This window comes from Paenibacillus baimaensis, assembly GCF_025567575.1.
Genome location: NZ_JAOQIO010000099.1, coordinates 100,931 through 126,463, shown reverse-complemented (window position 1 = coordinate 126,463; position 25,533 = coordinate 100,931). Strand labels below are relative to the sequence as shown.

Sequence of the window (25,533 nt, the reverse complement as noted above, 5' to 3'; positions counted from 1 at the left end):
GGGCTTTGCTTGTGGGGAAAACAGCGATTGTCGCAGGAGCTACAGGACTGATAGGTACTGAGCTGGTAGCATTTCTCATGAATGAGCCCTCCTATGAGCGGGTAGTGGTTGTGGTCAGGCGTGAGATAGAGATCAAACATCCCAAATGCATACAGGTGATAACCAATTACGAGCAGCTTGAAGATGAGATTAAAGCGTATGTGGCTGATTCCGACGTTTTTTGCTGTTTGGGCACTACGATTAAGAAGGCCAGAACCAAGGAGCAATTCCGCAAGGTTGATCTTGAATATCCGATGAGGCTGGGTAAGCTGGCCCAGACGTATCATGCAGCCTTTTTTGGAATCGTTACAGCTATGGGGGCGAATGCCGATTCTTCTATTTTCTACAGTCAGGTAAAAGGGCAGGTGGAGGATGGACTTGATCGGCTGCAGCTGGTTTCTTTACATATATTTCGGCCTTCCTTGCTGCTTGGACATCGGGCCGATGCCCGCACTGGTGAAAGGATTGGAGCTGTCTTATTCGCAGCCGCGGCGCCCTTGCTCATAGGTGGCTTACAAAAGTATAAGGCAATTCATGTAAAAACTGTCGCCAAAGCGATGCTTCAATCTGCTATAGTGGGTAATAAAGGCTTACATAGGTATTCATACAAGCAGATCGAAGAGCTTGCCGCTACATACACATGCGAAGCACTTTGTTAAATGCTAAGGAGGAATCAAGATGGCACGCAAGATTGTCTTTGTTCAGGAAATCAACGAAACCCATGAAAAGCAGATCCGCAGTATTGCTCGCGATTGGGAGTTAATCAGTGGTAAGGATCGTGAGCTGTGGCTTCCTCATCTGGCAGATGCAGAGATTGTGGCCGGTTGGAATTCGACCGCAACAAAGGAGTGTCTGCAACAGGACACCATGCTGCGTTGGGTGCAAAGCTGGGGAGCTGGCGTAGATAGAATGCCGTTAACTGCACTAAACGAATATGGGGTATTGCTAACCAATTCCAGTGGTGTACACCCGAACCCGATTTCGGAATCGATCTTTGCTATGATGCTCGGACTAACACGTCAGCTGCAGCGGTCGATCCGCAATCAGCTTCAGCACAAGTGGGAGCAGTTGAATGGCTTGGGCGAAATTCATGGAAAAACAATCGGCATTCTTGGCGTCGGATCGATAGGTTTGGAAGTAGCCAAGATATCCAAAGTATTCGGGATGACGGTATTAGGTGTTAAACGAACCTTGTCGGAATCGGTATACGTGGATCGAATGGTTAAGATGGATAGCTTGGATGAGGTGCTGCGCGAGAGTGATTACATCGTGAATACACTGCCGCATACCTCCGAAACCAACCATGTGATGGGACGCGCCCAGTTTTCAGCTATGAAGGCATCGGCATTTTATATCAATATCGGCCGAGGCGGAACGACAGACACGGAAGCATTAATCGAAGCGCTGCAGCAGGGTACCATTGCGGGAGCAGGTCTTGATGTATTCGAAGTAGAACCGCTGCCAGCAGACAATGTGCTGTGGGATATGGATAATGTTATCATCTCCGCTCATAATACAGGGATTACGGAATATTACCAGGAGCGGGCCATGCACATTTTCTTGCGTAATTTGAAAGATTATGTGGAAGGCAGAGAGCCGCAGCTCAATCGGGTTAATCTGGAACAGCAATACTAGAAGCTTATACGGTATGAAAATATCCCAAGCTGTCACTATTAGCAGCTTGGGATATTGGTGTGTCTCCGATTAGTGGTGCATGGCTGCGTGTCTTTTGAATTGATCCTCCAGTACGAGACATGCCATGGCTTCGATAATAGGAACAATCCTGGGACAGATGCAGGGGTCATGCCTGCCTTCAGTAACAATGGATTGCTCTTCACCGCTGACGTTTATCGTCTGCTGCGGGACTGATATCGAGGACGTAGGCTTTACCGCAACCCGGAATATAATATCCTCTCCGGTGCTGATTCCTCCAATAATCCCGCCTGCGTGATTACTTATAAACCCTGCTGCCTGCATCTGATCATTATGCTCGCTACCAAGCATTTCCGCTGCTGCGAAGCCAGCACCGAATTCAATGCCTTTGACCGCCCCAATCGACAGCATCGCGCGTGCCAGCTCGGCGTCCAGCTTATCAAACACGGGCTCCCCTATGCCTGGCAGCACCCCGCGGATTCGGCACTCCACGATGCCCCCACAGCTATTTCCGACAGCAGCCAACGCTTCTATCTTCGCAACCATAGCTGCCGCGGCGTTGGGGTCGCAGGCCCGCACGGCATTACGCTCAATCTCTTGCTCATCAAACGTCTCACAGTGGATGCCGCCGATGGCTTTCGTATAGGCTACGAGACTGACTCCTCTATGTTCAAGCAGCTTGCGAGCTACAGCTCCTGCTGCAACCCTGCCCGCTGTTTCCCGCCCCGAAGCTCTCCCGCTTCCCCGATGATCCCGAATTCCGTATTTTTGCAAATAGGTGAAGTCAGCGTGCCCCGGACGAAAAGCATGCTGGATATCGTTATAGGCTGAAGACTGCATATCGTGATTATGCATCATCATGCAGAGGGGCGTTCCTGTAGTTTTCCCTTCATACATGCCTGAGAGAATATGCACAATGTCCGATTCCTTGCGGGGTGAAGTGACAGTAGATTGTCCGGGCTTCCTGCGATCCAATTGAATTTGGATATAGGCTTCATCGATTTCAACGCCTGGTGTGACGCCATCTACAATAACGCCAACCGCGGGTCCGTGGGATTCCCCGAAAGTTGTTATTTTGAAAACCTGACCAAATGAATTTCCTGCCATGATTAAAACCTCCTGATATACTAGCTGCTGCTCGATGATGTGATAGCCTTTATTATAATTTCGCTTAAGGAATAAATATAATTAAAATTTTAACAACAAGACATAGATAAATTCTATGCCATTAACTGAGGTAGAAGCTGTAAAGTGGATAGCTCAATAGTTGTTAGTCACAGACTGGGCATGACGCTGCAAGCCAATCTATGTTAACATGGAAGAAAATCAGAATAGGGAGGATACTCGGCATGCCCAGCAAAAATGTTACAATCCTGGCGATATTTTATGCCTTTGTTTATATGAGTATCGGGACTTTCTCATCGTATATCGGCATTTATATGACAGAAGCGGGGATTGGACACTCGGAAATCGGGATTCTTACCTCAATAGGAGCTGTTATCGGGTTAGTTGCACAGCCGATATGGGGAGTACTAAGCGACAGGGCCAAGACCAAAAATCAAATCTTGATGATCTGTACGTTGTGTGCCAGCTTGGCCGTATGGCTCATCCCGTGGGCAGGTAATTTGTTTGTGCCACTGCTGATTGCAATGGCCTTATTCAGTCTGTTCCAGATTGCGATTAATCCGCTTAGCGACGCGATTACACTGGAGCTTTCCTCCAAGGGCGTCGTGCGTTTCTCCAGCATTCGAACTTTCGGCTCAGTCGGCTATGCGATTGTTTCGGTGGCGGCGGGCTGGTTGTTCGCAGAGCATCTGAACACGATATTTTTGATTACCTCGCTCATAATGTTTGGCTGCTTTTTGCTATCTCTCGGTATTCCGAAGGTGGCTGGTCACCAAAGCGGCGGCAAGAAAGTAAATCTGGTCAGTATTTTCAAAAACAGACAATTGGTTATTTTGTATGCGTACACGCTATCCTTGTCCATCGCGATGGGCTTTTTATTTTCATTCCAGGCCATTTATAGTAAAGAACAGGGTATCAGTATGGAGGTTATCGGGATTGGGCTTGCGATTGGCTCGTTCAGTCAATTTCCGTTTATGATCTTTTTTCAACGGTTCTATGATCGGTTTGGTATTCGCAATATTTTGCTGTTCTCGGGACTTATTCATACATTAAGATGGTGTTTGTATGCGTTCGCATTAACACCGTTTACCTACATATTAAGCTGGGTGCTTCATGGCGGGACGTATATTTTGTTTTACATGTGTTTGGCCGAGTATGTGAATACTTACGTAGTTAAGGAATTAAAAGCATCCGGACAAATGCTGAATTCTCTCATTCAGTTAAGTGTCGGCAAAATTATTGGCGGTATGCTTGGCGGTGTCTATGCAGCCCACTTCGGGTTTCAAAGCGCTTTTCTGGTGCTAGCGGTAATGGGTGGGCTCTCAACGGTGGCCTTTTATATGGTGGATCGGCGTTACGGCGTATTTGCGAAGCTGGATAGTAGTCAACTGTAAGGTGAGGGGGATTATGACTTGGGCATAGTCCCTTTTCTCATGGAGAAGGCAATACCATTACTTCATCGCACCCATTGCCTGAATTTTCGCCAGTACGTTCACTCGCACTTCTGCTTTCGACAAGGCTTCGCCCCACTTATCCTGAACTTCTTTCCATTCGGAATACTCATAGGCCCTCGCATACAGGCCGAGTCCAATCGGATCGATATTAGCGTTTTGGATTTTCTTGAGCAATCGTGAAAATTGCTTTTGAAGTTCTTCCTGAATGTTTTTCTCCAATTCTGGCGCTTTCCGTTTGACGTCAAAGGAAAAAAGACGTTCTTTTATGGTAATTCTCATATTAACCCCGATATCGAATATAAACTTGTTATCTTTGTAATTCGTTTTTGTTTTGACAGAAATGGCCTCAGGCACAAAACTCATCATATTTTCATGGAAAATACCATCATCCGACTGCTGCGGAAGATGAATCGTAAAGGTAAACTGCCCATCCGTTTCATGCTGCATAATTCTCAACAGTTGGGTTTCATCAGCATTAAGGGACAATTTGTATTTTCCAGACCGATCCAAAAGAGCCGTACCGGTCACTTTAATTTCACCATCCTTTTTAAGCTCCGTAATGCTGGGAGACAATCCTCTATCCGAAAATTGACGATGAAGCTCTTGAAGCGACGTAATAACTGTAATATTTCGTTGATGAGCGGTATCAAGCAGCTTCGTCAAATATAAAGGTAGACGCGGTTTGTCTTTATGTTTAAACAGGAGGATATCTGAAACCGGACCGTCTACAAGAACGACACGGGTCATAACTGTATCTTTGCTATCTCTATAGAAGGAATCAAGTATTGGGAACCAATCTTTGTGTTGAAGAACACGTTTGCCAATGAGCAGCACTTGGAGCTTACCCCTGCTTGTTAAGGCATTGATCGTGGCGTCAAATTGTTGTCTTGAATGGCGAAGTGTAGTGGTTTTGACAACCGTGTTCTCCTCCTTCTCTTTCGCTTCTGTATTAAATACCGGACTGGAAGAGGAAATAAGAAGTTGGTTCTCTTTATCAAGATCAATTCCTACTAACAAGGATAGCGAGATGTCCTCGATATTGATTCGATCTCTGCAACCTGAAAGGAGTGAAATCGACAGCAGCAGGCACAACAGACAAACGTGTTTGATCAGGATTCACTCCTACGAAATCGACTATATATTTGAATGTATAGGTAAAGAAATAATGGAAGTACATACGCGTACCCTACTCCTATTTTACTGCCGAATTGCTGCCATTGTTGGACCAGATTCCACGAAGGGTGTACAACGATAACGATTGTAATGACCGCTAGGAACAATATAGCGGTATAGGGTGCGGGAGCTTCTTTTCCTAACAAGTGGCCTGTACTAAAGATAGCTACAAACGAATAAGGCAGCCAAGCTGTTGAAATGACAAACAGGTAAAGAACCAAAAAGATCATATCAAATCGTTCGAGAAAACGAAATTCGATTGTTTTCAACAAGTTTAGTAGAGGTTGATTGTAGCTCGTGATATCGTCAGGGCTAAAATAAGCGAAGCAAATCATGGTGATTCCCAGGTAAACGATCAATGTCAGCGTGTTGGCAATAACGACTCCACGAATAGCCAACTGCTTTTTCTGTAAAAACGGATATAAAAAAAATACGATTTCAAAACCAAGATAAGAATATATAGTCGTTTGTAATCCATTAAAGACCGGCATCCATCCTTCTTTCAAAAGCGGAAGAAAATGAATCCAATGACTGTCTTTTAGAGGGATCAACAGGATAAAAGGCATCCATATCATCATATAAAAAATGAGTTCACAGTATCGACCCAATACGCGCAAGCCGCTGCGAGCAACAAAGTACCCAGGAATAATGAGTAATATCATGACCAAATAGTCCTGAGTCAGCGGCAAAAACCAGTGCTTGACGAAGAGCATTGTGGAGGAAAGTAGGATACAGACGAAAAATGCATGATAAGCTGTGATTGGGATGATAAGAAGCTTCCCTATTAGCTTGCCACACAGACGGATCAACAGATCCGGTAATGTATCGTTGGGGTACTTCTTGAAAGTTAGCACAATCAGAATACTTGCGATGATGTTACAGCACCAGGCGAGGATAACGGATATCCAACCGTCTGATCCTGCTTTTTCAGCTACGTCCATGGGGAGAGAGAATATCCCTGCTCCTACTTGAGCACCGTGAATGATAAAAATAAACTGCATCAGAGTTATTTCGTTAGACGCGTACTTTTTCATGGGTCCGCCCTTTCAGGAGAATGGCCTGCTTGTTTGTCTGATTGCGCTGATTTTGTGCCTTTGGGTCGATTGCCCATTGTCCATAGTGGCATACGGATGAATACATCCTTCATATCGGCAAATCTCCATGGCGCCAGTGGACTGCTATATGGAGTGCCTAACGATTCAAGCGAAACGAAATGTCCAACCAAGGCTATCGCTCCACAAACTATGCCTACAATTCCAAACATTGAAGCCAGCAGCATCATTGGAAACCGAAGAAGCCGAATGGATGCGCCCATGTCGTAGTTAGGAATAATAAAAGAAGCGATAGCGGTAGAGGCAACGACAATCACCATAATATTGCTGACGACGCCTGCTTGAACAGCTGCTTGGCCGATGATGATGCCCCCTACAATCCCAATGCTTTGACCGATCGGCGCTGGCAGCCGAATTCCTGCTTCTCTCATCATTTCGAGCGTTAGCTCCATCAGAATGGCTTCCATGATGGGATGGAATGGAACACGTGTTCTAGTTTCGGCAATCGATAAAATGAGCTGCAGGGGGATAACTTCATAATTAAAGGATATGAGCGCAATGTAGGTAGCAGGTAGAAACAAAGCAATAAATAATGCGAAAAACCGGAGTAGTCGAATAAAAGACGCAATCTGCCAACGGCTGCTGTAATCATCAACACTTTGAAAAAAAGCCACAAAGATGGCTGGAGCAATTAATACTGAAGGGGACTTGTCTACAACCACAGCGAATCTTCCTTGAAGGATATGCGAGGCTGCGGTATCAGGTCTTTCAGTCAAAATAAACTGAGGGAAAGGTGTGTATGGATTATCCTCAATGTATTCAGCCAACTCACCTGTATTCAGGATGGCATCTACATCAACCCGTGTAATTCTCGATTCAAGTTCCTTGAGCACTTCTGGATTGACGATGTCAGCTAAATATAAGATGGAAACCTTTGTTTTTCCGCGTTCACCTACGATTTGCTCCTTGATTTTCAATTCCCGGTTAGGAATATAACGACGAATTAATGCAATATTTTGACTTGCTGTTTCTGCGAAGCCTTGATGCGCCCCTCGAAGAGATGATTCAACATGAGAGTCTTCAATTGCTCTTTGTGGCCAACCTTTCGTATCGAAGATGTAGACCTGGGGCTCTCCATCGATAAATAGTACACTGTCCCCTTGAAGAATTGCTTGTTCCACCAGATTCCAATCCGTTTCAATACGAAAGTCACCTACACTTACCGTACCAATTATTCCAGATTGCTTGTCGGTTGCTTTATGGATCAGCTCGCTCAGAATATTATTGTTAATAGATTTCTTATCCACCATACCGTTTAAATATGCAAGTGCTGCAGTGACTCCTGCCTGATCCATTGGAATCTGCCGAATGATCAAATCGGGTGTCAGATTGAACAATTGGTTAAGGTGTTGGATATTAACAGATAATTTGTTGTTAATGAGAACAGTATCTGGGGGGCTTGTTAGGTCGCTTGACGATCGATACTTGAAATTGCGATTTCTCTTCAACAACTTTAAAATCGAGAACATCGAGCATCATCCTATCCTGACAGTTAGTAAAATAGTTAGAGTTATTTTAAGGATGGACATAAAGCAGCAGATAGATACATGACGAATCGACTATCAACTGTAAATGTTCTGCTTCTCGTGGAATATAAGCCAAGTACGGTTCGGATGAACGGAAAGCCTGATCAGGCCCTCTTATACGCAAAAAGCCAGCACGCATGTTCTCACATGAAGGCTGGCTTTTTCTATTTCATAACTGCTGCTTCTAGTAGCGGTCCATAATCAGCTGAGTTTTCAACGAATCCTGAGCCAGGAACCAGCCTTGACTTTGCAGATAAGTAATCAACTGATCGTGCTTCGTTGAAGCGGTTGTGCTGCTGTTCGTTTTGAAGGAAATTTCGACCACGTTCTCGATGCCTGTACCAGCCGCATCTTTGATTGGCCATACTTCGATATACGTCTCAAGACCACTCCAGGTACCGATTGAGCGCTTGGCCAGCACCGGACCATACACTCGGGAAGCATTCAGCATATCTGTGCCCCAGCCATTGTATAACCATTTGTCCATTTTACCAGGAACATTGTCCTTTAACAGCTTGCGGGAATCGCTTGCGGACGGAAGATCCATGCCGCTGTAACCGGATTTTTTGCCGGTTTTTTTGTTGGAAATGCTTAAGGTTTTATTCATATAACCCCATTCGACCTGTGCATCGTAATTGGTGTCACTGGAATCAAAGCCTTCCTGATTGGCCAATGTTAATGCTGCTGTGATGTTGTCGTTAACGATGGGATAACGTTTTTTGTAGGTAAGCTCGAAGTCACTTTCACCTTCGGTTTTGCGGATGCGGGGAATCCAGGTGTTGGTGTAGATATCCTTGGCATTGGTATCGAGGAACTCAATGTTCATCTTGGTTACAGTGCTTGGCATGCCAAAGGCCGCTCTTACCGTACTGGTCAGCTTGCCGTCGGAACCCAATACCGCGCTTGGTTGCATTAACAGCTTAACCTCATAATCCGGAACCATGTTGCTTGCTGCCTGTACGGGTGCAGGTATACTAATGCTGACTGCGAGCACGGCTGTACATACCACGGATGCCAATCCGCCTAACCATTTACTTCTTTTCACTCATTTCATCTCCCTCAATGTCATTTAGTTACAAGGATGACTATAAAGATCGATTGTTATCTGGATGTTAACGTGCTGTGTTGATATTGTAAACCGGTTTTAACAGATGCTGGATAAAACCCTCCAGTAAGGCAGACTGCCGGCGGTCCAGATTGTAGGCATAGTACACGTAGCGCTTGTATGGATTTTGCGGAATCGGACGGAATACGAGCTCCCCGCGTTCAACCTCGCGAAGCACAGCTAATCGGGAAACGAAGGAAATACTTTCCCCCAGCATGACCACTTGCTTAATCGCCTCCAGTGAATCCAGCTCGATATGCCCGTTCAGCTCAATGCGGTTGCTCTGTGCCCACTTCATCGTCATTTGGCGAGTGCTGGATTCCGGGCTGTGCAGCAGGAATGGGACACTCTGGAGCTGATCGGGGAACAGCTGTGGGTAACTCGCCAGCTTATGTCCTGGTGAACATATGAGTACCAGTTCGTCCTCGCAAAATGTCTCGCCCAGCAGCGGCGGCATTTGGAAGGGCTCGCACGACATGATGCCCAGATCAATCTCATGATTGATCAGCAATTCCTTGATAACCGGCGCTGTCTTGACGATCAGCGACAGCTGGATACGCGGGTATGCTTGCGTAAAGCTGCTCAGCAGACGCGGCAGGATGTACGTGCCTGGTACATAGCTGGCACCAATCTTCAAGGTTCCCCGACCTAACTGGTCGTATTCCTTCACGACACGTTCCGCTTCATGAGCCAACGCATTAATTTTCACGGAGTAGTGATATAACGATCTGCCGGCCTCGGTCAGGTGCACCTTCCCTGAACGCGATTCGAACAGCTGGACACCCAGCTCCTGCTCCAGATTTTTCATGTGAAAGGAGACGGTTGGCTGTTTTAATCCCATTGCATCGGCGACAGTCGTCACCTTCTTATGCTTTTCAATCAATTCGACCATTTGTAATTTAAGCAGGTTCATGGAGCACCTTCCTTAAAGCGTTTTTTGGAACGCTAGCATCGTAAGCATAATCTCAGGGCGTTCTTGGAACGCCAGCATCGTAAGCATAATTTTGATTGATGACCGACTTCAGCATTAGTATAGATAAAATCTATAGGTTTGAATAGATTACATTGATAAAATTAACAAAACATTTACGTGACGATAACACTTGGATGAATATCGGCCTCTACAATGAGTTTAGGAAGACGGCAGCAAGAGAAATTCGAGCAGGACAGGGATTAAGGGGAAAAAGGAAGGTAATGGCATGGATCTGATGATTCAAGGCTTGGAAAAAAGCTTCAACCGCGTTCAAGCGCTGCATACAACGAACTTAAACATTAAGCAAGGGCGCTTTACGACCTTGCTGGGGCCCTCGGGCTGTGGCAAAACGACCCTGCTGCGCATGATTGCCGGGCTTGAGACTCCTGATCAGGGCGAGCTAAGGCTGGGGGATGACATCTTGTTCTCCAGTGCCAAACGGATCGATCGACCAACGCATCGCAGAAATTTTGGTATGGTGTTCCAGGATTTTGCCTTATGGCCGCATATGACCGTATTTGAGAATATTGCATTTGGTCTGCGAGCCTCGGGTAAGACCAAGGAGCTCAAGCGAGTTGTTCAGGAAGCAGTTGATATGGTGCGTCTGCAGGGGCTGGAGCAGCGATATCCGCATCAGCTTTCGGGTGGACAGCAGCAGCGGGTCGCTTTTGCAAGGGCTGTTGTCATGAAGCCGCAGCTCGTATTGTTCGATGAACCGCTGAGTGCGCTGGATGCCATGCTGCGGGACGAAATGCGGATCGAGTTAACCGGACTTGTGCGGGATATCGGGCTAACGGCCTTGTATGTGACGCATGATCAGGTAGAGGCGATGTCGATGTCCGACGAAATTGTGGTCATGAAGGCAGGACAGATTTTACAAAAGGGAACACCCGAGCAAATCTACAATACCCCCCAGCATCCGTTTATTGCCCAATTTATCGGTAAATCGAATTGGCTGGTCAAGGACAAGCTGCTTATTCGCCCGGAGCAAATCCAATGGGTCCGGAATGGATCAGCAGATGCTTATCGGGGTAAAGTGCAGAGCGTCAGTTACCTGGGAGACCGCTATGAAATTCAGCTCGATATGGGCAGCTTGGGATTGTGGACGGCCTATGATCGGGAACGTAAACCGACAGGTGAAGAAGTTGAGATGTATATAAGTCGGGAAGATATTCACGAAATTACAGATTAAACAGGGTGAATACATACAAAGCGATGTTTATTCATCACACAAAACGAGGAGGCGTATTGAATTGAAAATGACAAAAGGGTTAAAAAACAGCGCATTAATGCTGCTTACGGCAATGGTAGGCTTTGGGGTTACAGGCTGTGGAACAGCAGCGCCGACAGCAGGCACACCCAATAATGGAGCAGCTCCCAAGACAGAGCCTGCCACAGCTACAACAGAAGTGAAACCAGCGGACAAGAAAGAAGAGAAGAAGCTGAGCGGGAAGCTGGTTGTATACAGTGCAGGACCTAAGGAATTGGCGGAAGCCATTCAAAAGGGCTATGAAACGAAAACAGGCGTGAAAATCGAAATGTTCCAGGGCACAACCGGTAAAGTGTTGTCCCGTATGGAAGCGGAAAAAGCAAACCCGGTCGTTGACGTTGTCATTCTTGCTTCACTTCCTGCTACGCAAGGCCTGAAGAAGAACGGATTAACGCTGGAGTATAAGGATGCCAAGAATGCTGATAAGCTGATTCCGGAATGGTCAGATAAAGACGGTCATTTCTTCGGCTACAGTGCATCTGCACTTGGTATCGGCTATAACACCAAGCTGGTTCCGACACCTCCCAAGGAATGGGCTGACCTGACCAAGGAAGAATGGAAGGGTAAAGTGAATATCCCGGACCCGGCATTATCCGGTTCTGCACTTGATTTTGTTACTGGCTACTTGAGCGGCAAGGGTGATAGCGGCTGGGAGCTGTTAGAGCAGTATAAGAAGAATGGCGTAGCTATGGCAGGTGCGAATCAGGAAGCATTAGACCCGGTTATTACTGGCGCAAAAAGCATTGTAGTTGCTGGTGTGGATTACCTGACCTATCAGGCCAAAGCCAAAGGCGAGCCGATCGATATGATCTACCCTGCCAGTGGTACCGTAATTAGCCCGCGTCCGGCGTCGATTATCAAAACCTCGAAAAACCCGGATGCTGCCAAAGCGTATATCGATTACCTGCTGTCCGACGAAGCACAAGCGATGATTGCGGATACTTACCTGCTGCCAGGCCGCAAAGATATCAAAGCCAAGAATCGTCCGGGTGTGGATCAAATACCGCAAATGAAAATCGACTGGACCTGGATGGACACGAACGGTGATGCCGTAACGAAAAAATTCACGCAGCTGTTCAAGTAAGCAGTCAGTAGATAAAGCCATAACCAGAAACCAGATAGAGAAGTGATCTTATGGAATATACTAGCTCGTTTTCGTATAAAAAACTCGGGATGGCCCTTGCCTTATTGCTGCTGGCGATGCTTGTGGTCGTCCCTCTTTTTTTCATATTTGTAACCAGTGTGTATCCAAGCGGTGAGCTGGATCTGCTGGCACCGGTCAGGGCCATTATGGAAAATGAACTGGCTGAAGTATTTTGGAACTCGATTTTGCTGGGTATTTGTGTAGTGGCGGGAACGACCGTGCTGGCGCTGCCGTTGGCTTGGATATTTGCCCGTACGGAGCTGAGCCGGCATACGTGGCTGGATGTCATTATGCTGATTCCGTTTATGACGCCACCCTATATCGGTTCGATGGGCTGGATTTTGTTCATGCAGAAGAACGGTTATCTGGAACAGCTGCTTCCCAAAGCGGCCTTTCTTACCCCGGTATTTTTCAGTATGTTCGGTATGATAGTAATCATGTGCCTGCACTTGTTCCCATTCCTGTATCTGATTCTCCGTAATGCACTGCTGCAAATCGGAGGTACTAAGGAAGAGGCGGCGAGTGTGCATGGTGGTGGATTTGTATACAGCTTTCGACGCATTATTATCCCGCTGCTGCTGTCCAGCTACGCCATGGGTGCCTTATTGATTTTTGTTAAAACGATTGCTGAATTCGGCACACCGGCAACCTTCGGCAGGAAGATCGGTTTTTATGTACTGACGTCGGAAATTCATAAATATATATCGAGCTGGCCGATTGATTTTGGCAAGGCAACGGCGTTGGCTTCGATTCTTTTAAGCACGTGCTTGTTGATCTGGTATATGCAGACCATGGTTAGCCAAAGGTTCACGTATTCGCTCGTTGGCGGTAAAGGAACACGAGGCAAAATATACCGAATGAGCGTATGGCAGAAGCTGCTGGCATGGGGTTATATAGTCGGACTGCTCGGGCTTGCGATAGTTGTACCGTATTTCTCCATCATTGCCGCTTCGTTAATGAAGCTGCGCGGGGTTGGACTGCAATGGAACAATTTGACCCTTCAATATTATATCGACCTGCTGACCTGGGGCTCCAAGAGCATGCAGGCGTTAATGAACAGCCTCAGCCTGTCGTTGATTGCCGCAACGATTGCGGTGATTCTTGGCACGTACTTTGCACTGATGATTCGCAAGTCGCAATCGTGGCCGCAAAGGATTACCGATTTGTTCGCCCTGCTGCCAAATACCGTGCCAGGCATTGTTATTGTAGTTGGACTCATCCTGTTCTGGAACTCGCCGTGGATGCCGATTCCGCTCTATAACACCTACGGTATGGTTGTCCTGACGTACGTCGTGTTCTTCCTTCCTTATACGGTTCAATATGTAAAAGCGAACTTTGCCCAGCTGGACGATTCGTTATTTCAAGCCGGTCGGGTATTTGGCGGCAAGCCGGCCTACATCTTCCGCAGAATTTTACTGCCACTCATTATTCCGGGTATGGTGGCGGGTTGGATGATGACGTTTACGATATCGGTTCGTGAGCTGGTCGCCTCGCTGATGATTTTACCGCCATCGATGGAAACGTCGGCTACCTATATTTTCGCTCAATTTGAGCAGGGCAAAGTATCACTCGGGATGGCAATGGCTGTCGTATCCGTCGGTTTGACGACGCTGATGTTGCTTGGCTTGAATCGAATTACGGCCAAGAAAAATTTGTAATTGGTAAACCTTACATCTAGTGGAGTGTGAATATATTATATGCAAGCAACAGTATGGGGTGGCGCTGGCGAGCATGGCCGCTCTTGCTATCTGATTGAGCAGGGCCAAACACGTGTTTTACTCGATTGTGGGGTCAAGAAGGAGGGGGCGGGTGAATACCCGCTGTGCGATGAAAATGTGGTTCCGCAGCTGAATGCGGTATTTTTATCTCATGCCCACGAGGATCATTCCATAGCGATTCCCCTGCTGTATAACATGGGCTATACAGGCGAAGTATGGACGACAAGGGCGACCTTCGAACAGCTTCCTTCCTATTATAAGGCTTGGAAGGGGTATGCGGCTTCCAGTCATGCGGATCTGCCTTACCGCGATAAGGATATATCGGCGATCCAATACAAGTTCATTGAAGAGCAGACGCCCTCCGGCGAATGGTATACGATACAACCAGGACTGAGCGTATGCTGGGGGAGAAGCGGACATTTGGCTGGGTCCATCTGGCTGCTGCTGAATGTGGAGGGTAGACGGGTGTTCTACTCAGGTGACTATACGGCGGAATCGTTGCTATTAGCTGCTGACCGCCCTCAGCCGAAGCATTTGGAGTCCCCCATCGAGCTGGCTATTATAGATGCCGCATATGGGATGGATACAGAATCCCAACAGCAGAAGCTGGAGCAGCTGCGGTTGCAAATCGATGAAACCTTGAGACAAGGCGGCCCGGTTCTGCTGCCTGTGCCAACCTATGGACGCAGTCAGGAGATGCTGCTGTGGGCAAGGAAGCAATTTCCCGAAATACCCATTTATGTTGAACAGGAGATTACTACAGGATTGAAGCAGCTGCTGCAAGGACCGGAATGGCTGCAGCCCGAAGCTATAGAACGTATTCAGGCTTGTCTGGTGGATCCGAGAATTGTTTTCGTGGATAGTGAAGCACAGCGGCTTCAAGCGGTATCTGAAAAGGGGAGTCGGATCGTATTGACCAATGATGGCATGCTGCAGTCGGCTCGCGGTCAATGGTACTATGAGCAGTTGACCAAGGATAAGGCCTGCTGCGTCATTTTGACGGGACATTTGGCTAAGGGAAGTTGTGCGCATCGGCTGCTAATGGCCTCCCGCGAGCATATGGAAATTCTCGGACATGACGCAGGTCAGGTGCACTTTATACGCTATAAGGTGCATCAGGGTTTGCCCGATGTCAGAGCCATGCTGGATGTTCTTGGAAGCGAGCACTCGATTCTGGTCCATGCGGGTCAGCAGGCGACAGATGCGGTATGTGTACAACTGAGCAAAGAGGGGTATACTAACATACATGCGTTGTCTGCCGGGGATACTTGGCGGGAATAGCCAAATAGAAGTTACAACATTTACCTCTACCCGTGACATGAATCCGGGTAGGGGTATTTCTTTGTGATCAGGCGATTAAAGTAAGTAGACTTCTATCAAAGCCATTGCCTATAATAGAAGTTGTGTGCCAAATCAATCCGTAATTCAAACGGGAGGGCTGTTATTGTGAAGTACAAAGCTATTAAAAACACAGATCTGCTGCCATCTGTTATTTGTTTGGGAACCTCGGATATTGGTGGTTCGATCAGTGAAGAGGAATCTAACAGAATTTTGAATACGTTTACAGAAACCGGAGGCAATTTTCTTGATACGGCAGAGGTATATGCGAACTGGTTGCCTATCGAGCCGAACAGCAGTGAGCGTTTTTTGGGTAGATGGATGAAGGAGAGAGGGAATCGGAATCAATTGATCATTGCGACCAAAGGTGGGCATCCGTTACTGGATACACCGCTGGTTTCGAGGCTATCAGCCGCAGAGATTGAGCAGGACATCCTGGGAAGCCTGCAGAGATTAGGTACCGATTACATTGATCTGTATTATTTGCATCGTGATGATCCACGTATTCCTGTTGAGACGCTGATTGACATTTTGGAGACGCATGTGAGGCAGGGCCATATTCGTTATTATGCCTGCTCGAACTGGACACTGGAGCGCTTGGAGCAAGCACAGCAGTATGCTGTGAGCAAAGGATATACAGGGTTTGTTGCCGTTAGCAATTTGTGGAGCCTGGCGACTGTCAATCCAGGTTCAATCAAAGATCCGAGTCAGGTTATAACCGATCAGGCCTTGGTAGACTGGCATATCCGCACAGGAGTCGCACTCATCCCATACAGCTCGCAGGCCAATGGTTTTTTTAGTGGCAAATATCGCAGAGAGCACGAGGTACAGCCCGAATTAAGCAATAAAAATATATACAGACTGTATCACAATGAAACTAATTTTACCCGATTGGACCGGATCGAGGAGCTTGCCCGACAACATAAGGCCACATCCAATCAGATAGCAGTGGCTTGTCTGCTGGCACAGCCCTTTCCCGTGATTCCGATTGTCGGCTGCAAAAACCACCACCATTTGCAGGACAGCCTGGGTGCAGTGGACATTGAACTGGATGGTGCTATCGCTTCTTATGTAAGCAGTTGATGTCAAAAGAAAATAAAGTTCTAGACAAGATTAGCACATTATCAATTCGTAGATCATAATTCAAATATTTCCAGATTGGCCCTTTTGTGATCCATGCAGAAGGGTTTTTGATGTTGAGTTCTCTTTACAGAGGCGTCCAGGTCTGCTAAAATGACCAAATCCGATTGTTAACCTAAATAATATATATTTGGTTAACAATTAAATATTAAACGGATGGTGATAATTTGTGATAACGGATTACGAACGGCTTGCTGCCATGAATAAAGATCACTTATGGCATCCTTTTACCCAAATGAAAGATTACAATAACTCTGATCCACTCATTATTGAACGCGGCGAAGGCATCATGCTGTATGACGTCCAAGGACGCGCTTATTATGATGGTTTCTCATCAGTTTGGCTCAACGTACATGGACACAACGTGCCGGAGCTAAATCAGGCAATCACGGAGCAGTTAGGGCGAGTCGCCCATTCCACCCTTCTCGGAATGGCCAATGTACCAGCAATCGAGCTTGCAGAAAAGTTGGTGGGAATAACTCCGGAAGGATTGAACAAAGTGTTTTACTCAGATTCAGGAGCAACTGGTGTCGAGATCGCGATCAAAATGGCGTTTCAATACTGGCATAACAAGGGAATACAGGGTAAAACGAAGTTTATCACGATGAATCAAGCGTACCACGGAGATACAGTTGGAGCAGTGAGTGTCGGTGCTATACCTCTGTACCATGATGTGTTTCGCCCCATGTTATTTCCTTCCCACGTCATTCCATATCCCTACTCTTATCGCCATGATGGTGGTGAGACGAAGGCAATGGAAGATACACTAACCGCACTACGTAATTTGCTCGAGACTCGGGCGGATGAAATTGCGGCTCTCATTGTGGAGCCGATAGTGCAGGGGGCTAGTGGCATCATAGTCATGCCACCAGGCTGTTTAAGCCAGATGGCTAATCTGTGCCGCAAGTATGGCGTACTGCTCATCGCTGACGAGGTGGCGACCGGTTTCGGTCGAACGGGGGCTATGTTCGCTTGTGATCTCGAGGATGTTTCACCTGATTTGATGGTGATCGGGAAAGGGTTGACCGGTGGCTATTTGCCGGTGGCAGCGACGCTTGCGACTGACGAGGTGTACGAAGCGTTTTATGCCGATTACCAAGAACAGAAAACATTTTTCCACGGTCATTCCTACACAGGGAACCCACTCGGCTGTGCGGTTGCTTTGGCTAGCTTGAAGCTGTTTGAAGAGCGCAACATGGTCGAAGGAGTAAGAGCAAAGGCATCATTTGTTGAGCATAAGCTCGCAGCGCTTAAAGATCGCCCGCATGTTGGTGAAATCCGACAAAAAGGACTGATGATCGGAATCGAGCTCGTACGCGATAAGATATCACGTGAGACATACGATTGGGCAGATCGAATTGGCGTTCGCACGAGTCTAAGGGCCAGAGAACTCGGAATGCTAACGAGACCACTCGGAAATGTGATCGTCTTCATCCCTCCGCTTGTCAGCAGTGAAGCTGAACTTGATGCCATGACAGATATTTTGGAGGCATCAATACTTCACGTCACTGAAGGCGGCCAGGTTACATGAACAAAGTGAACATTGAAATGATACGCGGATTATTTGTGACAGGTACGGACACCGGCGTCGGGAAGACTGTTGTAACGGCAGCCATTACCGCTATGCTCCGAGCTGAAGGGTTGAATGCCGGTGTTTGGAAGCCGATTCAGTCCGGTGCACCTCTTGGTAGCGGACTTACCGATGCGGAACGGCTGCTGAAAAGCACGGGAATCAACGAACCGCCCGAGGCAGTCGCACCATTTACATTTGAAGCTCCACTTACGCCAATGCTCGCCGCCAAGCAAGCTGGGGTAAATCTTACGCTGAAGGAGATTATCGCCGCAGGTGTACCCCTCACTAAACGTTACGAGGCACTACTCATCGAAGGCGCGGGCGGCGTCGCTGTCCCGCTGACCGATGACACCCTCATGGTGGACTTAATCTCAGAGCTTCGGGTACCTGCATTAATTGTAGCCCGTTCTAGCCTTGGAACAATTAATCACACACTTCTGACTGCTTCATTCCTTCGGGATCGTGAAGTCCCAATTGTTGGCGTCATATTGAATGATGGCGAGTCAATGGAACCCCATGATGATCCAAGCGTTGCTACGAATGCACAACTAATTGAACAATACAGCGGTCTAAAGGTTCTCGGTCGGTTTCCCCGTTTACACGCCGAAGCGACTTCAGAGACGTTGATACATACTGTACGAAAAACAATACAATTCGCGCCTATCAAAGAGGCATTTGCAGTTCAAACTATAGGAGGATGATTGAGATGAATACCATTGCAGCGGAGATGGATTGGCTATCGCTTGCCCAAAAAGCATTGAACGGAGAATGTTTAACGCTCGCGGAAGGGCTTGCTGTGCTCGACGCCGACAATGATGAGGTACTACTGCTCATGCAGGCTGCGTTTAAGGTGAGAAAACATTTTTACGGTAAAAAAGTGAAGCTGAACATGATCATCAACGCCAAAAGCGGCCTTTGCCCCGAGGACTGTGGCTATTGCTCGCAATCGATTGTTTCGACGGCCCCGGTTAAAAAATACACCTTGCTTGATAAAGACACGTTGCTTTCAGGCGCACGTGAAGCGATGGCACGCAAAGCCGGAACCTATTGCATTGTAGCGGCTGGGAAAGGCCCAACAGACAAGGAGTTGGATCAAGTGGTGGACGCGGTTAGAGAAATCCGTAAATCAATGCCACTGAAAATTTGCGCATGTTTGGGTATTCTCAAGGACGATCAAGCCAAACGTCTTGCTGAAGCTGGCGTACATCGCTACAACCACAATTTGAATACCAGTAAGGCCAACTACCCCTCCATCACGACGACCCATACCTATGATCAACGTGTTGAAACCGTGGAGAAGGTAAAGATACACGGCATGTCCCCTTGCTCTGGTGTCATTATCGGTATGGGTGAGACAAATCAAGAAATTGTTGAAATGGCATATGCACTCCGCGAACTAGATGCGGATTCGATTCCGATCAATTTCCTAAACGCGATACCTGGAACACCTCTGGAACATGCAGGCCGCACGCCGTCAATGAAAGCGTTGAAGGTATTAGCTCTATTTCGTTTCATTTGTCCTTCTAAAGAAATCCGCGTGGCAGGCGGTCGAGAAGTCAACCTCCGTACGCTGCAGCCTTTATCTCTGTTCGCCGCAAATTCACTCTTTGTAGGTGATTATTTAACGACAGCAGGCCAAGACGTTACGGCTGATCATCAAATTATTGAGGATTTGGGCTTTGAGATTGAATTAAATGCCCTTTAAGGCGGTGCCAACCATGTACTGGATGGAAAAAGAACTTGAATTAATGGCTGATGCTTCGTTGGAGCGTTCCTTGCGTACAAGTAACTCAGTATCCGGATCTCCTGGCTATACGTTGCGAGGAGAACAAGTGTTACTCAACATGTCCTCCAATGACTACCTTGGACTCTCCCAGCATCCTGCGATACTTGAAGTGATGCGCGAGGCTCTGCTCACGGAAGGTGCTGGCTCAGGCGCTTCACGCCATGTGACAGGTAACCGGATGTCTTATAGTCGTCTAGAGGAAGCACTGGCCGATTGGCAAAACTGCGAAGCTGCGCTAGTTCTTGCTAATGGATATATGGCTAATTCAGGTGTTATTAGTGCACTAGTAGGCCGAGGAGATGTTGTTTTCAGCGATCAGTTGAACCATGCAAGTATTGTGGACGGCATTGTATTGAGCCGTGCGGAGCATGCCCGGTACCGTCATAACGATATGGAACATTTGCGTACGCTATTGAATAAGTATCGTGATAAACGGCGTAAGCTGATCGTTACAGACGCTGTTTTCTCCATGGATGGCGATCAGGCTCCATTGCGTGAACTTGCTGCGCTTAAACGCGAGTACGGAGCGATGCTAATGGTGGATGAGGCACATAGTGGGGGGATCTACGGCGGGCGAGGCGAGGGATTGTGTCATGAACTCGGGCGTCAGAATGATGTGGATATTCATATGGGAACATTCAGCAAATCCTTCGGTGTCTATGGCGCTTATATTTGTGGTAGCCGCACGCTAATTCGATGGCTGGTGAACAAAGCTAGACCACTCATTTATTCAACTGCGTTGCCCCCATCTATCGTAGCTGGCATTTCAAAGTCGTTAGTTTTGGTACAAAAGGAACACTGGCGACGAGAAAGGCTTTATGCGGCAACCTGGTTATTTCGGTCCTTGCTTGGTGACGCCGGGTTTAACATCGGTGCTGGCGACTCCCCAATTGTACCTTTAATCGTCGGTGATAACGATACAGCCTTACGCTTCAGCGGAGCTCTAGAAGAAGAGGGGATCGTAGCGGTTGCCATCCGTCCACCTACTGTGCCTAATGGCACAGCGCGTATTCGCTTTTCCCTGTCAGCCGTTCACACTGATAAGGAGTTGGTCAATGCATCCACACGCATCCACAACATCGGACTTCGACTAGGGGTGTTGAGTCCATGATTGCATTGGATTTTGATTCAGTGAAAATTCAGCCACAGACAAGCGGCACCATTGTATGGTTGTGCGGATGGAGTATGCCGGATGCGATTTTTGATCGGACTCGTGAGTTACTTCCGGATTTCCATCATGTTTCTGTAGATTACAGTGATGCTGATTCTCCAGAGAAAATGCTGCTCCTGACCGAAATAGCAGTAAAAAATTTTCTGTATTTGGATGGAGAGGCTTGTAGGACAAGGGCTTTCCACGGTCCGCTGTTGATCGGAGGATGGTCTCTCGGAGGTTTACTGGCACTGAGACTAGCGATCAAAGGGTTCGCTGATGGCCTTGTATTGTTCGGGGCAACTGCTCGATTTACCAGGTCAAAGGAGGAGTTTGACCTCGGTTGGGCAGATATATACGTTAGGAAGATGATTACAGGGCTCGTACAGAACCGACAAAGCGTTGAAACAAAGTTCCGACAGCTCATATTTACGGAGGCGGAATGGGAGGCCGATCCAGGCGAAAGCCTTCCCCCAATCGGTAGCTGGACAACCCCAGCTCTAATCGCAGGTCTTCAAATCTTGCGAAGCGAGGAATACTTGTCTCAACTGAAGAGCATCACATGTCCGGTATTTCTTGTGCACGGGACTGAGGATCGTATTTGTCCTTACGGCGCTGCATCGGAGCTGATGGCTCAGTTACCAAAAGCAAAGTTATTCACGATACCTGCCTGCGGGCATGCCCCGTTCTTGGGAAGGGAAGACCAAATAGCTAATGAACTGAGGAGATGGTGGCATGAGCAGTAGGATGAGTGAAATCCGACGTCAATTTAACCGTAGTGCAAATTCGTATGACGCTCACGCTCATGTTCAGCGTTTGATGTCAGATCGGCTTGCAAAATCTTTCTTAGGGTGGAAGAACAAAAGTAACATAGTCGGGCTCAACATTCTTGAGATCGGCTGCGGCACGGGGATGCTGACCGAGATTCTAGTAACTGAATGGCCCAGTGCGAGTATTACTGCACTTGATATTGCGCCCGCGATGATCAAATTGGCTGAACAACGTGTCCTATCAGATGAAGCGAACTTTAATGGCATCAGAAAAATGACTTCGGATCGTTTACGCTTTCTTCATGCTGATGTTGAAATGTGGGCGAAAAATGCTCCGACATCCTCGTTGGATCTCATCGTCTCCAACGCCTGCTTTCAATGGCTGAGCAATCCTCGGCAAACACTTGGTCACCTTCGGCGAATACTCCGTCCTGGAGGCTCACTGATATTCACGACATTCGGGCCTGATACATTCTGCGAGATGCATAAGGCTTTTAATGAAGTTTATCGAGCCAATGGAATGGAGCCGCAGCGGCACGGACTGTGGTTTCTATCGACAAATGAATGGAACAGCTTGCTCAAGGAATCAGGATTTTCAAATATCCAATTTGAACGCTCGATTCAGACGGAAAAGTATGCTTCAGCAAGAGATTTTCTTCACTCGGTAAAAGCGATGGGAGCCAGCACTTCTGAGGCTGTTACTATGCGTGGTCTCAGTTCGCGACGTCTGTTTGCCAACATGTATAAGGAATACGAGGGGAATTTCAGCATACAGGGAGGTGTTATTGCCAGTTATGATCTTCTATTGATCCAAGCATTGGCGGATGGGTAGGTAAACTCTATAACTGACAACAGTAGCCCAATAACCGCAGCGGCGTATAGAACATTGTATTTCATGTTCCAGACGCCGCTGCATTGTTTAAAGAGCTTTCGATCCATTTTATGAATAAACCTGTACTCATCAGGTTTATTTTCTATGCTCGGCGATGATCTGAATCGACACCTTTTATATATTGCAAGTGACAATACTTGTTATGAACGCTGTATTCACGCGATTCTGACGCATAGATCAAGAATTGTCCGTTATCGCCTTGAGGTGGATGCCGTATACTGAATGTACTTGATAGATTCATCCAGAGGAGGACTTTATGAGGAACCGGATTCAATCATGGACCCGTTATTTGTTTTTTGGAAAAGCGGGCCGCAGTGGAAAATATATGCACCGTTTTGTCTGGATCGGCTGTTTGGCCGTCTGTATTCCGATCGGCTTAGCAGGTATGATCTACTATAACCTGTCGATGGAGCGCATGAAAAGTGAAATTATGGACGAGAGCAAATCCTCCCTTGTGATGCTCAAGGACAGAGCGGAACGCATCCTGCAAAATATTGAAAAGGAATCCTTGCAGCTGGCAGCAGATCCGGCCATTTATGATCTATTCACGAATCGGGTAACTGATAATCCGTTAGTCTGGCACCATGAGCTGCTAACGAAAATTACGCTGGCGAAGAACGCTACCGATTTTATTAACGAAATTTATTTTTATAATGACATTGACCATATTGTTGTGTCCAATACGTACGGAACGATTGATATAGATAACTATAAATTTAAGGAGGATATTGAACTGCTCATGAAGCAGGAGGCACTCTCCAGCTGGAGCTACCTGCCGTCCAGCCAAAGAGAAGGTTATCTAACCTTTGCCAGACGACTTCCAGTAATAGGTAAATCCCCGTCGAGAGGAATCATAGCTTTTCAGATTGAAACGGAGGTGGTCAGCAAGTTTTTGCAGGCAGATACGACGATTATGTCCCAGGGGCAGGAATTGGTTTTCGTCAATTATCCAGACCCGAAGCTTACGGGCAAGCATACGTTCATGAATGCAGACAAGCTTTCAAGCCTGCCGGCTCTGCATAAGATCAGCGAATCGGATAACACAATCGACAGCTTTTATGATGATGGCCTGAATGGAAAGCGTGTACATTATTCGTATGTGAAAAGTGTATTCGGCCGCACCTATGTAGCAATTGTCCCTGAGGAGAGCATCACGGAGAGACTGATATGGATTCGCTCCTTTACGATGCTGACCGTCTTGTTTCTGATTGCTCTGGCTGTGGTGATTACGTATTTCAGTACGAAGCGAGCTTACAGCCCTATTGAGCAATTAATCAAGCACAGCAAAGCGGTCGGTGCAGGCAAGGTTCAAAGCAAAGACAACGAGTTGGACTACATCCGCGAATGTATCGACTATTTAAGCAAGGAAACGCAGTACCTCGGTAGTTATATGGAGAAGATTCAACCGACCTTGCGCGAGCGTTGTCTGCAGCAGCTTCTAGATGGGGATTACATCCGCAGTGAATCGTTGATTCAGGATTGTGACACATACGGCCTAACCGTCAATTCCAATTATGTGGTGATGGTGGTTGAGGTAGAAAATGTATATAAGGAACAGCGGTTTTTGCCGGGAGACAAGCCTATTGTAGCGTTTGCCGTGACCAACGTCATGCAGGAGTTGATGGGAAAAAGTCCTCATTTGAACGGCTATGTTTTTCCTTATCAAGGTAAAGGGATTGCCCTGATGCAGTGGAAAAATGAAATGGAGCAGATGAAGCTGCATCATAGAGTGCTTGAATTTGCCAATTCGGTTCGTGAATCGTTAAAAAACTATTTGTCATTTGACGCTTCTATCGGGATGGGTCGATGTTATTCGCATATTGCCGATGTTCCGGTTTCCTATAAGGAAGCGGAGCTGGCTCTGCAGTACCGGATTTATCACGATTCCGACTCGATCCTGCATATTGAGGACCTGGAAAATTCCAAAACAGGTTCCGCTTTCAGATATCCGCGTGAGCTGGAGGGTGCGATTATCGAATCTTTGACCAAGGGAGAGGTTGAGGAAGCGGAGAAGTCACTTACTGGTTTTTCGAAAGCGCTTAACATTTCGCAATCCTATAACTTTATTCATCAGAGCTATTACGTACTGGTTTCAGCCATTATTACATCCCTGGAAAAGCAAGAAGGCAGCATCCTCGATATTCTTGAGCACAACCTGTTTGGCCAGCTGGAAAGCAAGCATACCTCAAGGGAAATTACAGATTGGTTTGTAGAGGTGCTGTTTCCGCTTTATAAAAAACTGACCGAGGATTACTACAACAATGTCGGACAATCCGTGATTCGGCAGGTATGTAAATATATTCGTGAGCATTGTACAGAGGATATATCCCTGGTGCTCTGCGCGGAACGGATGGGTATCAGCCATTCTTACCTGAGCCGATTGTTCAAGAAGGAGATGGGCATTAACTTTTTGGAGTTTGTCGTGGAATGCAGGGTTGAAGAAACCAAGCGGCTGCTGCTGGAGACGGATCAAAGCATCAGTGAAATTGCGGCGATCATCGGATATTCGGAACGCAATCTGACCCGCGTATTTCAAAGACTGACACGAATGACTCCAGGTGTGTACAGGACGGAAAACCGCAATGGATAAGG

General features: G+C 47.1%; 21 protein-coding genes. 15 read left to right on the top strand and 6 right to left on the bottom strand.

Translation table 11 applies throughout. From position 1 onward, the window contains the following. Nucleotides 1-11 precede the first annotated feature (11 nt). Together OB236_RS29325 and OB236_RS29320 are read left to right on the top strand one after the other, a co-directional pair. Nucleotides 12-698: an NAD-dependent epimerase/dehydratase family protein gene (locus OB236_RS29325; protein WP_262687089.1), complete on the top strand. Its 687-nt coding sequence runs from the start codon at nt 12-14 to the stop codon at nt 696-698. Nucleotides 699-717: 19 nt separating this feature from the next. Beyond that, nucleotides 718-1,674: a D-2-hydroxyacid dehydrogenase gene (locus tag OB236_RS29320; RefSeq protein ID WP_262687088.1), complete on the top strand. Its 957-nt coding sequence runs from the start codon at nt 718-720 to the stop codon at nt 1,672-1,674. Between the two features lie 69 nt (nt 1,675-1,743). Here OB236_RS29320 and aroC read toward each other — a convergent pair whose 3' ends face one another. After that, nucleotides 1,744-2,799: a chorismate synthase gene (gene aroC, locus OB236_RS29315; RefSeq protein ID WP_262687087.1), complete on the bottom strand. Its 1,056-nt coding sequence runs from the start codon at nt 2,797-2,799 to the stop codon at nt 1,744-1,746. 242 nt (nt 2,800-3,041) lie between these two features. Here aroC and OB236_RS29310 point away from each other — a divergent pair, with 242 nt between their 5' ends. Continuing rightward, nucleotides 3,042-4,211 (top strand): MFS transporter, encoded by a 1,170-nt coding sequence (locus tag OB236_RS29310; RefSeq protein ID WP_262687086.1) that lies wholly within the window; start codon nt 3,042-3,044, stop codon nt 4,209-4,211. Nucleotides 4,212-4,268: 57 nt separating this feature from the next. Here the strand turns inward: OB236_RS29310 and OB236_RS29305 are convergent, their stop codons facing one another. The 5 genes from OB236_RS29305 to OB236_RS29285 all read right to left on the bottom strand — a co-directional run bounded on the left by OB236_RS29305 (nt 4,269) and on the right by OB236_RS29285 (nt 10,100). After that, nucleotides 4,269-5,381 carry a Ger(x)C family spore germination protein gene (locus OB236_RS29305; RefSeq protein ID WP_262687107.1) on the bottom strand — a complete coding sequence of 371 codons (1,113 nt, stop codon included), beginning with the start codon at nt 5,379-5,381 and terminating at the stop codon, nt 4,269-4,271. After that, the gene (locus OB236_RS29300) at nt 5,381-6,478 is read right to left on the bottom strand and encodes a GerAB/ArcD/ProY family transporter (protein ID WP_262687084.1); all 1,098 of its coding nucleotides are present in this window, start codon (nt 6,476-6,478) and stop codon (nt 5,381-5,383) included. The genes OB236_RS29305 and OB236_RS29300 overlap by 1 nt, the downstream gene beginning before the upstream one ends. Further along, complete coding sequence (locus OB236_RS29295; protein ID WP_262687082.1) at nt 6,475-8,025, bottom strand: spore germination protein; 1,551 nt, start codon at nt 8,023-8,025, stop codon at nt 6,475-6,477. Before OB236_RS29295 ends, OB236_RS29300 begins: the two co-directional genes overlap by 4 nt. A 241-nt stretch (nt 8,026-8,266) precedes the next feature. Then, on the bottom strand, nt 8,267-9,127 hold the full coding sequence (locus OB236_RS29290; RefSeq protein ID WP_262687081.1) for a hypothetical protein: 861 nt from the start codon (nt 9,125-9,127) through the stop codon (nt 8,267-8,269). A 67-nt stretch (nt 9,128-9,194) separates the two neighbouring features. Next, nucleotides 9,195-10,100 carry a LysR family transcriptional regulator gene (locus OB236_RS29285; RefSeq protein WP_262687079.1) on the bottom strand — a complete coding sequence of 302 codons (906 nt, stop codon included), beginning with the start codon at nt 10,098-10,100 and terminating at the stop codon, nt 9,195-9,197. Between the two features lie 286 nt (nt 10,101-10,386). On the opposite strand from OB236_RS29285, the gene OB236_RS29280 reads away from it, so the two are divergent. The 12 genes from OB236_RS29280 to OB236_RS29225 all read left to right on the top strand — a co-directional run bounded on the left by OB236_RS29280 (nt 10,387) and on the right by OB236_RS29225 (nt 25,531). Further along, nucleotides 10,387-11,352, top strand: a complete 966-nt coding sequence (locus tag OB236_RS29280) for an ABC transporter ATP-binding protein (protein WP_262687078.1) — start codon at nt 10,387-10,389, stop codon at nt 11,350-11,352. A gap of 67 nt (nt 11,353-11,419) precedes the next feature. After that, nucleotides 11,420-12,514 carry an ABC transporter substrate-binding protein gene (locus OB236_RS29275; protein WP_262687106.1) on the top strand — a complete coding sequence of 365 codons (1,095 nt, stop codon included), beginning with the start codon at nt 11,420-11,422 and terminating at the stop codon, nt 12,512-12,514. Between the two features lie 50 nt (nt 12,515-12,564). Next, nucleotides 12,565-14,232: an ABC transporter permease gene (locus OB236_RS29270; RefSeq protein WP_262687077.1), complete on the top strand. Its 1,668-nt coding sequence runs from the start codon at nt 12,565-12,567 to the stop codon at nt 14,230-14,232. A gap of 39 nt (nt 14,233-14,271) precedes the next feature. Then, nucleotides 14,272-15,573: an MBL fold metallo-hydrolase gene (locus tag OB236_RS29265; RefSeq protein ID WP_262687076.1), complete on the top strand. Its 1,302-nt coding sequence runs from the start codon at nt 14,272-14,274 to the stop codon at nt 15,571-15,573. Nucleotides 15,574-15,738: 165 nt separating this feature from the next. Then, the gene (locus tag OB236_RS29260) at nt 15,739-16,713 is read left to right on the top strand and encodes an aldo/keto reductase (RefSeq protein WP_262687075.1); all 975 of its coding nucleotides are present in this window, start codon (nt 15,739-15,741) and stop codon (nt 16,711-16,713) included. A gap of 256 nt (nt 16,714-16,969) precedes the next feature. Further along, complete coding sequence (gene bioA / locus OB236_RS29255; RefSeq protein WP_262687104.1) at nt 16,970-18,301, top strand: adenosylmethionine--8-amino-7-oxononanoate transaminase; 1,332 nt, start codon at nt 16,970-16,972, stop codon at nt 18,299-18,301. Next, nucleotides 18,298-19,044 carry a dethiobiotin synthase gene (gene bioD / locus OB236_RS29250; protein ID WP_262687074.1) on the top strand — a complete coding sequence of 249 codons (747 nt, stop codon included), beginning with the start codon at nt 18,298-18,300 and terminating at the stop codon, nt 19,042-19,044. Before bioA ends, bioD begins: the two co-directional genes overlap by 4 nt. A 5-nt stretch (nt 19,045-19,049) precedes the next feature. Further along, on the top strand, nt 19,050-20,048 hold the full coding sequence (gene bioB, locus OB236_RS29245) for a biotin synthase BioB (protein WP_262687073.1): 999 nt from the start codon (nt 19,050-19,052) through the stop codon (nt 20,046-20,048). 13 nt (nt 20,049-20,061) lie between these two features. After that, nucleotides 20,062-21,240 carry an 8-amino-7-oxononanoate synthase gene (gene bioF, locus OB236_RS29240; RefSeq protein ID WP_262687072.1) on the top strand — a complete coding sequence of 393 codons (1,179 nt, stop codon included), beginning with the start codon at nt 20,062-20,064 and terminating at the stop codon, nt 21,238-21,240. After that, nucleotides 21,237-22,025 (top strand): alpha/beta hydrolase, encoded by a 789-nt coding sequence (locus OB236_RS29235; RefSeq protein ID WP_262687070.1) that lies wholly within the window; start codon nt 21,237-21,239, stop codon nt 22,023-22,025. The genes bioF and OB236_RS29235 overlap by 4 nt, the downstream gene beginning before the upstream one ends. Beyond that, the gene (gene bioC, locus OB236_RS29230) at nt 22,015-22,881 is read left to right on the top strand and encodes a malonyl-ACP O-methyltransferase BioC (RefSeq protein ID WP_262687069.1); all 867 of its coding nucleotides are present in this window, start codon (nt 22,015-22,017) and stop codon (nt 22,879-22,881) included. Before OB236_RS29235 ends, bioC begins: the two co-directional genes overlap by 11 nt. A gap of 316 nt (nt 22,882-23,197) precedes the next feature. Further along, complete coding sequence (locus OB236_RS29225; protein ID WP_262687068.1) at nt 23,198-25,531, top strand: helix-turn-helix domain-containing protein; 2,334 nt, start codon at nt 23,198-23,200, stop codon at nt 25,529-25,531. Nucleotides 25,532-25,533: the final 2 nt, after the last annotated feature.